The organism is Gammaproteobacteria bacterium (genome assembly GCA_040183005.1).
Taxonomy (GTDB): domain Bacteria; phylum Pseudomonadota; class Gammaproteobacteria.
This window is the reverse complement of record JAMPIW010000007.1, coordinates 347,658-360,576: the sequence shown is the minus strand read 5'-3', so window position 1 is coordinate 360,576 and position 12,919 is coordinate 347,658. Positions and strand designations below refer to the sequence as shown.

The 12,919-nt window shown below is 55.9% G+C and carries 11 protein-coding genes; 6 read left to right on the top strand and 5 right to left on the bottom strand.

Annotation, left to right across the window (positions count from 1 at the left end):
- Positions 1-699 precede the first annotated feature (699 nt).
- From M3A44_07560 to M3A44_07545, 4 genes are all read left to right on the top strand, one after another.
- Positions 700-1,671: a hypothetical protein gene (locus M3A44_07560; protein ID MEQ6341503.1), complete on the top strand. Its 972-nt coding sequence runs from the start codon at positions 700-702 to the stop codon at positions 1,669-1,671.
- The gene (locus M3A44_07555; GenBank protein ID MEQ6341502.1) at positions 1,661-4,456 is read left to right on the top strand and encodes an EAL domain-containing protein; all 2,796 of its coding nucleotides are present in this window, start codon (positions 1,661-1,663) and stop codon (positions 4,454-4,456) included. The genes M3A44_07560 and M3A44_07555 overlap by 11 nt, the downstream gene beginning before the upstream one ends.
- 133 nt (positions 4,457-4,589) lie before the next feature.
- Complete coding sequence (locus M3A44_07550; GenBank protein ID MEQ6341501.1) at positions 4,590-5,708, top strand: 3-deoxy-7-phosphoheptulonate synthase; 1,119 nt, start codon at positions 4,590-4,592, stop codon at positions 5,706-5,708.
- A gap of 69 nt (positions 5,709-5,777) precedes the next feature.
- The gene (locus M3A44_07545; GenBank protein ID MEQ6341500.1) at positions 5,778-5,993 is read left to right on the top strand and encodes a DUF2892 domain-containing protein; all 216 of its coding nucleotides are present in this window, start codon (positions 5,778-5,780) and stop codon (positions 5,991-5,993) included.
- Between the two features lie 183 nt (positions 5,994-6,176).
- On the opposite strand, the gene lolA is transcribed toward M3A44_07545, so the two are convergent.
- On the bottom strand, positions 6,177-6,785 hold the full coding sequence (gene lolA / locus M3A44_07540) for an outer membrane lipoprotein chaperone LolA (protein MEQ6341499.1): 609 nt from the start codon (positions 6,783-6,785) through the stop codon (positions 6,177-6,179).
- 62 nt (positions 6,786-6,847) lie between these two features.
- On the bottom strand, positions 6,848-9,115 hold the full coding sequence (locus M3A44_07535; GenBank protein ID MEQ6341498.1) for a DNA translocase FtsK 4TM domain-containing protein: 2,268 nt from the start codon (positions 9,113-9,115) through the stop codon (positions 6,848-6,850).
- A 276-nt stretch (positions 9,116-9,391) separates the two neighbouring features.
- Here M3A44_07535 and trxB point away from each other — a divergent pair, with 276 nt between their 5' ends.
- Positions 9,392-10,354: a thioredoxin-disulfide reductase gene (trxB, locus tag M3A44_07530; GenBank protein ID MEQ6341497.1), complete on the top strand. Its 963-nt coding sequence runs from the start codon at positions 9,392-9,394 to the stop codon at positions 10,352-10,354.
- Between the two features lie 51 nt (positions 10,355-10,405).
- Positions 10,406-11,551 (top strand): GNAT family N-acetyltransferase, encoded by a 1,146-nt coding sequence (locus tag M3A44_07525; protein ID MEQ6341496.1) that lies wholly within the window; start codon positions 10,406-10,408, stop codon positions 11,549-11,551.
- Between the two features lie 299 nt (positions 11,552-11,850).
- On the opposite strand, the gene M3A44_07520 is transcribed toward M3A44_07525, so the two are convergent.
- Genes M3A44_07520 through M3A44_07510 form a run of 3 tightly spaced genes read right to left on the bottom strand, consistent with a single transcriptional unit; the run spans position 11,851 to position 12,916 of the window.
- A complete protein-coding gene (locus tag M3A44_07520; GenBank protein ID MEQ6341495.1) occupies positions 11,851-12,036 on the bottom strand; it encodes a hypothetical protein in 186 nt (61 codons plus the stop codon).
- 46 nt (positions 12,037-12,082) lie between these two features.
- On the bottom strand, positions 12,083-12,265 hold the full coding sequence (locus M3A44_07515) for a hypothetical protein (GenBank protein MEQ6341494.1): 183 nt from the start codon (positions 12,263-12,265) through the stop codon (positions 12,083-12,085).
- Positions 12,266-12,322: 57 nt separating this feature from the next.
- Positions 12,323-12,916 (bottom strand): hypothetical protein, encoded by a 594-nt coding sequence (locus tag M3A44_07510; GenBank protein ID MEQ6341493.1) that lies wholly within the window; start codon positions 12,914-12,916, stop codon positions 12,323-12,325.
- Positions 12,917-12,919: the final 3 nt, after the last annotated feature.

Here is a 12,919-nt window from a genome sequence, read left to right as displayed (position 1 = left end):
CCCGCCGGGAAATCTCATCCATGGTGCTCGCCTAGCCTTCGCTTGTCTCTTACGCTGCACAGGTTAGCCGGTGGTGTTTAATATCGAAATTGAAACCTTCCCAACTGCAGAGCCCACTCAAAATCACCTCTCCTGCGCATCCTTGTGACTGGCGATTAGAAAAGTCCTCACCGCCTCGGCCTAGCAGCCTGTCGGACTTAGGTCGAATCTACTGCAAAAGCGGGAGAGCGGTCCATTTTTCCGCTATTTTTCGTTAAATAGTGCCAGCTATTCTCCTCAAAATAGCAAAAAACTGTCCTCGCTCCCCCACTTTTTCGCTACGATCCCCTAAGTCCGACAGGCTGCTAGCAAATTACAATTCCTCCGGGGAAAACTGATATCCACTCAACCTAATTGAACCGATCGGGCCGTTCCAGGGAACCTCCCAAGAGTCATTTCTGGCAGCGGCGCCGAATGGAGGGATTGATGGCTTTTCGATACATTCAATCTCACGGATAAGATACTGTTTATACAATGCCTTTTGTCTTCACCCCATAGAAAAGGGAAACAAGGCCAAGTGGTTAGCTTGTATTGATTAATTGGGTCGCGGTACTTTATCAAAAAGAAATGTGGTATTTATGCCGGGGGAACGTTGCAGGCGCAAGACAGCACTCTCCATATGTGGAATAGGCATCAAGCAAGATTAAGACAAGAGGCTCTATGGTCGGCATTCACCATTCCCGCATCATGCTCATTGCGGCGCTACTGCTGGGCATGGGCAGCATAACATCGGCTCAAGCGGCACGCTGCCTGTTTGTCTCATCCTATCATCAGGGTTATGCCTGGGCCGATGGCATCGAAGCTGGGGTTCGCGATGTTCTCAAGGGCCGGTGTGAGCTGCAACAGCTCAACATGGACACTAAACGCCACAAAAATGAAGCGTACAAGATTGCCAAAGGGCTTGAGGTAAAAAACTACATCGAAGAGTGGCGCCCCGATGTGGTGATCGTTGCTGATGACAACGCCTCAAAATACGTGGTGGTTCCTTACTTCAAAGAGAGCGCCATTCCGTTTGTATTCTGTGGTATCAACTTGACTGTTGCCGAGTATGGCTATCCCTTTCGCAACGTCACCGGCATGATCGAGGTCTCGCCGCTGCACGAGATGTACGAAATGATTCGGCAGATAGTGCCCACCGCCCGCCTAGGCTTCTACATCGGTGCAGATACCGAGACGGAACAGAAGAGCTATGTCCGCTTTCAGGAGGTGGCGCAGCGCTATGATCTGAAACTCTTCAAACGCCTTGCCAACAGCCAGGCAGAGTGGGACAGAGCCTACCTTGAGGCCCAGAAGAGTGACTTCGTCATTCTGGGGACCGATTCAGGTATCGCTGACTGGAATGAAACTCACGCGCATCAGCTAGTTTCACGGCATGGCGTCAAGCTGAGTCTGACCAACTATGACTGGATGATGCGCTATGCCGCCCTCGGCATGACCAAGATTGCCCGTGAGCATGGCGAGTGGGCGGCCAAAAGCGCCCTTGAGATACTGGCAGGCACCCCACCTGTGAAGATCCAGATCATCCCGAGCCAGCGCTGGGATATGTATGTGAATCCCGAGCTTGCAGCCAGGATGGGGGTCAAGCTTCCTGATTTCATCATGTTGAAAAGCAAGAAATTCCGTGCAAAGTAGCCAGCAGACAAAATTCATCCATACCTATCGCATGCGCATGAGTGTGGCGATATTGACCTGCACCTTAATCGCAGCGCTGATGCTGGCGATCGCTTTCAAAATAGATGTGAAGACCGCCGAGAGCAACTTCCGGGATCGTACCGAGGCTGCCTACGCGCAGTTGCAGAACAAAATCAACGACAGCCAGGCCGTTATCTCAGCACTGTCGGGCTGGCATCGCTCGCACATCGAAAAAAGCCACAGTGAGTTCTCCATCTTCACGAGGGCTATGCTGGCCAACCATCCCCATGTCTACTCCATCCAGTATCTGAGGAAGGTTAATGAACAGGAACGCCCCGCCTTTGAGACGCAGATGCGGGAGGAAGGCTATGCCGCCTTCAATATCCTCGACAGAACAGGCGAGGCTGATTTCATCCCAGCCAAAATGCGGCAGCTCTATTTTCCGCTCACCTTTGTCGAGCCGCTCGAGCCGGCAAACTCTCATCTGATCGGGGTCGATTTCTCTTCCGATGCGGAGTTGGCGAAATCCATCCGCGCGGCCATTGAAAGTGGTGAGACGGTGAGCTCAAAACCGGTCACACTCTTTGCCGGAAAACCGATGTTCATCCTCTTCAAGGCCGTCTATAAAGGCAACATCGTTCCTGAAGATATCAAAGAGCGGATTGAGCATGTCGATGGCCTGTTTGCCGTGGTGGTCTCCCCTGAGATGCTGCAATCCTATGTACTGGACTCGTTGGATGCAACAACAACCAGTGTCACGCTCTATCACAGCAGCTTTGACAAGTATGATGTGGCCGGACACCTCCTAAATTACAATGCCCCCTCGCATTCGGACCGATTTGAATGGCTGCTGCCGGAGTTCAGGCAGGTTGTTGACATGAACAGTATCGGCAGGCCGCTTATTATCGAGTTCTGTCGCGACATGAGCCTGAGCGACATCAACCCGGCACTGCCCACCGCGATTTTCCTGGCCTATCTGGCGACTATCCTTTTTATCAGGCATTCACTCAAGGGCGATCTTAAGCACAGTATCGCCACTGAAATCTCCAAGGACGAACTCTTCCGGGAGAAGGAACGGGCCGAGGTGACGCTGTACTCCATCGCCGATGGCGTAATCACGACTGACAACAACAACCGTATTGAGCACATGAATGAGGTTGCCCAGAAGCTGACCGGCTGGAGGAATGGGAGCGCCACCGGAGAGCTGTTGGGCACAGTGTTTCTTACCTACGACCAGGAGAACGGCAGGCCCGAGACTGCCATTCTCGAAGATGAGACGCTGGAGCATGCCGCGGCCGGTATCAGGCGCGAGTTTCTTTTGAGAAGCAATGACGGCCATGAATACGCAATCAAGTGTTCCGTGGCGCGTATCCGCGATCGCAGCGATGAAGTCATGGGCTCGGTCATTGTCTTTCGCGATGTCAGCACCGAGCAGGCCATGGCGATGCAGCTGGCATACCAGGCGCGCCATGACGAACTGACCGGTCTCTACAACCGTCGTGAATTCGAGCTGCAACTCGGACGTTCACTCGAGCGGGTCAGACAGGGAGGTAAAGCTGATGTGCTCTGCTATCTTGATCTCGACCAGTTTAAGGTTGTGAATGACACCTGCGGCCACATTGCGGGAGATGAGCTTTTAAGGCAGGTGACACACCTGTTGCGCGAGAATATCCGTGACTCCGATCTGTTGGCCCGCCTTGGTGGCGATGAGTTTGGCTTGATCATGCTAGGGTGCTCGATCGAAAAGGCTAAGGAAATTGCCGCGGTTCTTCACCAGCTGATTCGTGAGTACCGATTTGTCTGGCAGGGCAAAACCTTTGATATTGGTGCCAGCATGGGGTTAGTGGAGATCACTCCGGAAATCGGCTCGATCCACGAGGTGATGAGCGCGGCGGACTCCGCCTGTTATGTTGCCAAGGACAAGGGACGCAACAGGATCTTTGCTTATACACTGAATGACAGTGAATTGATGAACCGCCAGGGCGAGATGCAGTGGGTGCACAAGATCCATGAAGCATTTGCAAATAGCCGGTTTGTACTCTATCGTCAGCAGGTAGTGCCACTAAATCATGAGCAAGCCCCAATACATTACGAGGTTCTGCTCAGAATGCGTGACGACAACGGCGGGGCGGTGGTCTTGCCGATGGCGTTCATCCCTGCTGCGGAGCGCTACAACATCATGTCGGACGTGGATCGCTGGGTGGTAAAAAATGCGCTAGCCATGATGTCAATGGAGCATGATGGCAGAGTGGTTTACAACCTCAACCTCTCGGGGAAATCACTCAATGACGAGAACTTTCTGGCGTTTGTTGTCAGTGAAATTGAAAGCAGTGGCGTAGATACCCAGCGCATCTGTTTTGAGATAACAGAGACTGCGGCAATCGCCAACCTCTCATCAGCGCGCAGCTTTATGAACAGCCTGCGCAAGATGGGGTGCAGCTTTGCCCTGGATGATTTTGGTAGCGGTCTGAGCTCCTTTGCCTATCTCAAAAACCTGCCGGTCGACTATCTGAAAATCGACGGTAGCTTTGTCAAGGACATGATAGATGATCCAGTCGATCTGGCCATGGTAACCTGCATCGCCCAGGTGGGCCGGGTGATGGGCATCAAGACCATTGCCGAGTCTGTTGAAAACGAGAGCATCAAGAATCAACTCAAGCTGATCGGTGTCGATTATGCCCAGGGGTATGGTGTCGCATTTCCCGAAGAGTGGCTGATCAATGAGCAGCCAGCCAGTTTGGCAGGTTGTCCTGATGCGGTTGCGCCAGCCTGTAAATCAGCGTGATTAGCCACGAAAATTTGGGCCACACGAAGAAGGGAGCACGGACTACACAGTGGCGACATAACCGCAAGACGCGACATGCTGTGATATTTATGCAAAAATTCCATCATCAAATGAACATGCATGGGAAAACCCAATGATCGTCATACTTAAACCGAACATAGACAAATCCGGCGCGGAATATCTCACGCTGATGGAATCCCTCAGCAATCTGCCGAACATCCAGATCCGGCTGCATGAGGAAACAGGCGCGCAGCAGGTGCTGACTGAACTCTACCTGATCGGCAACACCTCGGTGCTCTCAAAGGAAGACATTCAGGCCCTGCCGGGCGTGGAGCGCGTGGTGCGCATTTCCGAAGAATACCGGATTCTGGGAAGACACAAGGACGACGGGCGATCCACGCACTTTGATTACAATGGCGTGCGTTTCGGACAAGACACGCTCAATGTCTTCGCCGGCCTGTGCGCCGTCGATAATCCGCAGCATGTCGAATTAATGCTGAAGGCGCTGCGCGACAACGGCCAGGTCTGCACGCGCATGGGCGCTTACAAGCCGCGCACTAACCCCTACTCCTTCCAGGGCCACGGCAAAGCCTGCCTGCCCTATGTGTTCGAGCTCGCGGGCAAATACGGCATCAAGGTCATCGCGATGGAAGTGACGCACGAATCGCACGTCAATGAAATCCGTGACGCCCTGGAGCAAACCGGCAACCCCACTGGCGTCATGCTGCAAATCGGTACGCGCAACACCCAGAATTTCGAGCTGCTCAAAATCGTCGGGCGGCAACTGGAATTCCCTGTGCTGCTCAAGCGCGGCTTCGGCATTACGCTCGAAGAATCGCTGAATGCCGCCGAGTATCTGGCCAGCGAGGGCAATCGCAAGGTGGTGTTCGGCCTGCGCGGCATGAAGACCAATGCGGGCGACCCGCACCGCAACTTCGTGGACTTCGCCCATGTACCCGTGGTCAAACGCCTGACACGCATGCCGGTATGCATCGACCCCTCACACTCCGTCGGCACGCGCGACCGTGCGCCCGACAAGATACTCGACATCATGCATGCGACGGCACAAGGCGTCATGGCCGGGGCAAACATGATACTGGTGGATTTTCACCCCGCCCCCGCCAAGGCGCTGGTAGATGGCCCTCAGGCGCTTCTGCTGGAGGAGCTGCCTTACTTTCTGGAGGATATCAGCATTGCACGGCAGGCCTACGAGGCACGCGCCGCGCTTGCTGGAAAATTTCAGGCGACGTAAATGCCACTTGACAAATACGGGAATATAATATTAGTATTTAATGTAATTCTTATATAATGGAGGCGCGCCATGAAACACAATGTCGGAAACATTGACCGCATAGCTCGTGTTGTTGCTGGGCTGGGCTTTATCAGCATGGTGTTTGTCGGACCCCAGACACCCTGGGGGTGGCTCGGGATCATCCCAATCGCAACGGCACTGATCGGCTGGTGCCCTGCTTACACGCTGCTGGGAATCAATACATGCCCGGCACATAAAGATGCCGGGCACCCCAAGGCCAGTTAAGTAACTTACCCTTCGAGGGGGCTTGCCAAGGATGGCAAGCCTTGGCCTTTCAGTGCATCAAAGGCGTCAGCCATAGAAGCTAGCGATGGCTGACGCTCAGTTATGTAGGGTGCGTCCCACGCACCAATGATTGTGGTGCGTGGGACGCACCCTACGATTCCACTTTTCAGGATACCCTCTTCCTCAATCGCTCACCACATCGACCCCTTTAGGCGGGACAAACACGAATGTCTTTGCATCGATAGCAGGGTTGCGCTGTAAGTTACTGAATTTCAATCGGGTGCTTTGGCCAAAGCTGTCGGCTATCTCCATCATGCGCAGGTCGCGCTGATCGAATCCTAACCGTACCCGCTCAAACTCCTTTTCCTTTGCCTTCGAAACCAGCTCAACCCACTCAAGGCCGTCGCGCGGCCCCAGGCCGGTGATGACGAAATCCTGTTCCAAGGGCCGGATGCCACTGAGCAGTTGTGCAGGGGTGCCGCCGAGCGCGGAGTCCAGGGGTTTGACTGTCACCTGCTCCAGATCGGTGTCGTAAACCCAGATCTTGCGCCCGTCCGCAACGATCACCTGCTGGTAGGGCGCGCGGTAATCCCAGCGAAATTTTCCGGGGCGCTGCAGGGCAAAGGTGCCTTTTGCCTCCTGTATGACCTTGCCTTTGGCGTCGGTGACTGTCTGCTCGAAGTCGGCGCGCAGGCTTTTCACCTCGGTGAAAAAGCGCTGCAAGCGCTCGCCATTAGCGTCCGCAGCGTACGTCCCGGACGCCGACAACACGCATACTGCAAGGCTAACCATAAGGACAGCCGTCTTGCACAAGGACTGAAATAATGTTTCGTTTCGTAATTGCATGATACCTACTAATCGCTTGAAGGTGGTGGCGGCGCGAGCACTTCGCGCGCGCCATTGGATTGCAGGGGGCCGACGACACCGGAACGCTCCATTTCTTCGATGAGGCGCGCGGCACGGTTGTAGCCAATTTTGAGACGACGCTGCACGCCAGATATCGAGGCGCGGCGTGATTCAGTGACAATACGCAGCGCCTGATCGTAAAGGTGATCGGCCTCGCCACCGGGCGGCTGATCCTCGCCCATATACTCTCCCCCACCGCCCGCATCGTCACCCTGAAGAATCTCATCAAGATACTGGGGCTCGCCAAGACGCTTGAGGTGGTCCACGACTTTATGCACCTCATGGTCGGCGACAAACGCGCCATGCACTCGCACTGGCAAGCCGGTGCCGGGTGCGAGGTACAGCATGTCGCCGTGCCCCAACAGTTGCTCCGCCCCCATCTGATCAAGGATGGTGCGCGAATCAATCTTGGAGGAAACCTGGAAGGCGATGCGCGTCGGGATGTTGGCCTTGATGAGACCGGTGATGACATCCACCGAGGGGCGCTGGGTTGCCAGAATCAAGTGTATGCCCGAGGCACGCGCCTTTTGGGCGAGACGCGCGATCAGCTCCTCAACTTTTTTGCCAACGACCATCATCATGTCGGCCAGCTCATCGACCACCACCACGATGTAGGGCAACGGAGCTAGCTCTTGGGCTACCATGCCCTGCGCTGGCTTAAAGAGAGGGTCAGAAATCGGCTGGCCTGCGTCAATGGCATCCTGCACCTTTTTATTATAGCCGCCGATATTACGCACACCCATGGCGGCCATCAGGCGGTAACGCTTGTCCATTTCTGCCACGCACCAGCGCAGGGCGTGGGCAGCTTCCTTCATGTCTGTCACCACGGGCGTCAGCAGGTGGGGGATGCCCTCGTAGATCGACAGCTCCAGCATCTTGGGGTCGATCATGATCAACCGCACCTCTTTGGGCGTAGCATTGTAAAGCAGGCTGAGGATCATGGCATTAACCGCCACCGATTTACCCGAGCCGGTGGTACCCGCCACCAGCAAGTGCGGCATTTTGGCCAGATCCACCACCACCGGATGTCCGGCGATATTCTTGCCCAGCGCCAGACTCAGCGGCGAGGAGGCGTTGTCGTATTCTTTTGAGCGCAACATTTCACTCAAGCGCACAATCTCGCGGTGCTCATTGGGGATCTCCAAACCAACCACAGATTTGCCGGGAATGATTTCCACCACGCGCACACTGATCACAGAGAGGGAGCGCGCCAAGTCCTTGGCGAGCCCCGTGATCTGGCTGACCTTCACCCCCGCTGCGGGCTGCAACTCGAAGCGGGTGATGACCGGCCCGGGATGCACCTCCACCACGATGGCATCGATACCAAAATCCTTGAGCTTCATTTCAACTTGCCTCGACATGGCCTCAAGCGCAGCAGGGGACACCGACTCCTTGTGCGCATCGGGAGCGTCGAGCAGTGCAAGCGGCGGCAACTCGGTATTTGCGGAATGCTCAAACATCGGGATCGTGATCTGGCGTTCCTTCTCCACCCGTGGGCTGGGCTCGACCTTTTTGATCACAGGTTCGATGCGCGGCGGTGGGCGCTGCTCGCGCATGACTTTATCGGCCACCAGCGCCTCGCCACGCACCTGGCTCGCGCGCCGCCCGGCCAGGTATTCCTTGAATCGCAACAAACTCAGTCGTGCGCTATCCAGCGCCCGCAGGGTCATTCGCCCGGTGGCGTCCATCAGGCGAAACCAGGACAGTCCGGTAAATAGTGTGACACCGGTGAGAAACAGCGCCAGCAGGAACAGCGTGGCCCCGATGGGGCTGAATGCGCCCGCCAGTGTACCCCCCACCACGTCGCCGAGGATGCCACCGGAATTGAGCGGCAGATCGGGTACTTTCGAGCTGAAGCGCAGCGTGGCCAGCCCGCTGCCCGCCATCATCGTCAGCACAAACCCCGCCACCTGCAACCCCAGATGCTGCAGCGCCTCCGCCCTGTCCTCGGCCTGTTCCTTGTACAGAAGCCAGCCGCCAATACCGACCATTACTGGAAAAAGGTAGGCGAAATAGCCGAACAGATAAAGGAAAACATCGGCGAACCACGCGCCCGCCACGCCGCCGCTGTTTTCAATCTTGTCAGTCATGCCGGTATGCGACCAGCCCGGATCAGAGGGGTGATAGGTTACCAGCGATATCAGCAGATATACCGCAATCGCACCAAGCACCAGGAGCGCGCCTTCGCGCAGACCGCGGCTGACGGCTCCGATCAATGGCGATCCGCCGTCTTTTTTACGTGTTGCTTGCGCCAAGAATCGAACCCTTAAAATAAGATTTATTTAGCCATGAAGGCGCAGAGATCACAATGAAATCAAAGAAATACATCTGGTTCATGTCGGTTTGACGTTGCCACATCACAACGCTCTGCGCCACGCACCCAAAAGAAAACTCTGCGCCCTCCGCGGCAAAAAACATGCTAGCCTGTTTACTGATAAATGAAGTGTGCCCTATTATACAGCCCCTCAAGCCATATATGTGATGTGATACCCATGAGCGAAACCAAACACTACCGTCTTTTGATCCTGGGCTCCGGCCCCGCCGGTTACACCGCCGCCGTCTATGCAGCGCGCGCCAACCTTAATCCTGTGATCATCACCGGTCTGGCGCAAGGTGGGCAATTAATGACCACCACCGATGTCGACAACTGGCCCGGTGACGCCCAAGGCGTGCAAGGCCCGGAACTCATGGAGCGCATGCAGAAACACGCCGAGCGCTTCGGCACACAGATCGTCTTTGACCACATTAATAAAGCAGAGTTGCAGCAACGCCCCTTCCGTCTCACAGGCGACAGCGGGGTGTACACCTGTGACGCTCTGATTATCGCCACCGGCGCATCGGCGATGTACCTGGGCTTGCCCTCCGAGGAGACTTACAAAGGCCGCGGCGTATCGGCCTGCGCCACCTGCGATGGCTTTTTTTACCGCAACCAGCCGGTTGCGGTCATCGGCGGCGGCAACACCGCTGTGGAAGAAGCGCTGTACCTCTCCAACATCGCCTCCCACGTCACCGTGGTACACCGCCGCGACAAATTCAAATCTGAAAAGATTCTCGCCGACCACCTGGTCGAGAAAGTGAAAAGTGGCAAGGTCACCATCGAGTGGAACCACACCCTTGATGAAGTGCTAGGTGATGCAAAGGGCGCCAACGCCATGCGCATCAAGAGCATGCAGGATGGCAGTACGAAGGACATTTCTGTACAGGGCGTCTTTGTCGCCATTGGGCATAAACCGAATACCGACCTGTTCGACGGACAACTGGAGATGAACGGCGGCTACCTCAAGGTCAAAAGCGGTGCCGAGGGCAACGCCACCGCCACCAGCATCCCCGGCATATTCGCTGCGGGCGACGTGGCCGACCACATCTACCGGCAAGCCATCACCTCCGCCGGTTCGGGCTGCATGGCGGCGCTGGATGCGGAGCGGTATTTGGATGGCTTGGGGAAGACTGGCTAATTCCACTGCCTCGTCTGTTGCCGCACAGTGGTAACAGACGCTTTCTCTGGTATGCAACTTACCCTCCTCGACAGTCTCAACACCCTCCCCGCCGCCCAATGGAACAGCCTGGCTGGCGATGAAAACCCTTTTCTGCGCCATGAATTCCTCGCCGCACTGGAGCGCCACCACTGTGTCGGTGCGGAAGCGGGCTGGTGGCCCCAGCACCTTATCGTCGAAGATAACGGCCAACTGCTCGGCGCGGTGCCGATGTATCTCAAGAACAACTCCTATGGAGAATTCGTATTTGATTGGGCATGGGCCGAAGCCTATCAGCGCAGCGGGTTACACTACTATCCTAAGTTGGTGGTTTCCATCCCCTACACTCCCGCCACCGGATCACGCCTGCTGCTGGCCGACACGCCCAATCGCGAAGCCGTCGCCGATCTGCTGATCGAAGGTGCGCTGAACCATGCCCGCAATCTAAACCTCTCAAGCATGCACTGGCTGTTCACCGATGATGCCGACACGCAACGACTGGAACGACACGGCCTGATGCGGCGCGTCGGCTGCCAGTACCACTGGACGAACCAGGGATACCGCGATTTTGATGATTTCTTGAGTGATTTTTCCGCAGAGAAGCGCAAAAAGGTCAAGCGCGAGCGCCGCCAGGTGCGGGAATCAGGCGTGGCACTGGAGCTTTTGAATGGCCACCAGATCAGCGATGAACAATGGGACATCTTCCATGCTTTCTACGCATCCACCTTCGATGAAAAAGGCGGTATAGCCTCACTGACACCAGAATTTTTTAAGGAACTAGGGCGGACGATGCCCGATCAGACCCTGCTCATCATGGCCCGCCACGACGGGCGCCATGTAGCCGGGGCCTTTTTTCTGCGCGGTCGGGATACCTTGTATGGCCGCCACTGGGGCTGCACTGAACACTTCCACAGCCTGCATTTCGAGGCCTGTTATTACCGCGCCATCGACTACTGCATCGAACACGGCATCAAGCGTTTCGAGGCCGGCGCGCAGGGCGAACACAAAATCAGTCGCGGTTTTTTACCCACACCTACCTATTCCGCACACTGGATCGCCCACGAAGGCTTCCGTAACGCCATCGAAGATTTTCTGACCCGGGAGAAAATCGTCATGGGAAGATACATGCAGGAACTCGCGGAGCATTCGCCTTATAAATGCGGAGTAAGTTTAGATTAGCGCCACGTACCCCACCCTTTTACTATTACCCGGCACACACGGGGCTTTTTACAGCGCGATGGGGCGCCAAGAGGTAGAGCAACGCACGGAGCAGGTTGCCGAAACCCAGCCTGCATGGCGGTATTGCAACTAAACCAGTGTTAGCAACAAATAGACCTGTCCGGTTTTGTAGCACATCAACCGTCCGCTTTTGGTTTTAAACAACCCCCTGGCTCGGGAGGCCGTTCACGCAGCGGATCGTGGCGTAAACGTGTTGGTTTTTACTCTCATTAACCTCAAAATAGAGCCACTGAGGGGTGTTAAGCCGCTTGCACCCTGGCATCGTGTTGTACTTGCCCATTAGCGGCATAACGGGCTAAACAGCGCGGCCCATGAAATACCCCCAGACGCCCATCCGTATAACGCTGCACCTGGACAGTGGCTTTGACGTAATGCATCCGGTGCTGATCCGGGGGGATCTGTAAGCGCAGGGTTTCAAACTGCACGCAGTTATCCTTGCCCACGGTTCGTTCAAAGTGCTCACACAAAATGTTATCCAGGATAACGCCCACGACCGGCACAAAGGCACGGCCCGTTTCCGCCGCAGGCACCGTAAAGCGCTGATTGAAGGCCGGTTGATAGACCTCCTTTCAGGTAGCGATTGGCGGCCTCCATGGTGGTGATACCGTGGAGCGCCAGCTCCTTCACCAGACGTTCCTGATGGGTGCGGAACATGCGTTCAGATCGCCCCCGCGCTTCCGGCGAATACGCCGCGATCTGCTCGATGCCTAACTACTTGAGGGCACGACCAACCTGGGTCAGATTCACCTTATCAACCTTTCCTCCCGCCGCCGGGGTGGTCCAATAATGGCTGCCCCGATCACTATAAAACGAGCAAAACAGGCCGTTCTGCTCAATCACTTCACGCACCCCCCGAAAACTCGAGGCGGTGCCTTCCTGCTCGACAAAAAACATCGAGTAGTGCACGTTGGTGGCATCATCCATCGTCACGATCAAATCCCAGTACACCCCTGGTACCCACTGATGGGTGCTGCCGTCCTGATGAATCATCATGCCCGGCAGGGCGCGCCGGGCGCGCTGTTTGCGGTGTTTGCCTTTGCCCTGCCCGCGTTTTACAGCGCCTTCTTTTTGCAAGGCACTCTTCACCCAAGTGTAACTGCGCTTACCGCCACCTTGTTGATAGCGCTCATGAAAGTGCCGCGTATTCCAGCCGCTATACCGTGTGGTATACAGGGTGGTCAACGCAATGACTTCGTCTACCGGTGCCCGTCGGTGGGAGACTTGCCCTAAACGATAGTCAATCAAGCCCTCCACGCCGTCGCCCTCAAAGCGCTGCACATAACGCCGAAAGGTGCGGTCACACACGCC

Bases quoted from the DNA above. Each gene is read 5' to 3' on its own strand.
- M3A44_07525 (MEQ6341496.1), top strand. From the start codon at position 10,406: ATGCAACTTACCCTCCTCGACAGTCTCAACACCCTCCCCGCCGCCCAA.
- lolA (MEQ6341499.1), bottom strand. From the start codon at position 6,785: ATGGTTAGCCTTGCAGTATGCGTGTTGTCGGCGTCCGGGACGTACGCT.
- M3A44_07560 (MEQ6341503.1), top strand. From the start codon at position 700: ATGGTCGGCATTCACCATTCCCGCATCATGCTCATTGCGGCGCTACTG.
- M3A44_07515 (MEQ6341494.1), bottom strand. From the start codon at position 12,265: ATGTTCCGCACCCATCAGGAACGTCTGGTGAAGGAGCTGGCGCTCCAC.
- trxB (MEQ6341497.1), top strand. From the start codon at position 9,392: ATGAGCGAAACCAAACACTACCGTCTTTTGATCCTGGGCTCCGGCCCC.
- M3A44_07545 (MEQ6341500.1), top strand. From the start codon at position 5,778: ATGAAACACAATGTCGGAAACATTGACCGCATAGCTCGTGTTGTTGCT.
- M3A44_07550 (MEQ6341501.1), top strand. From the start codon at position 4,590: ATGATCGTCATACTTAAACCGAACATAGACAAATCCGGCGCGGAATAT.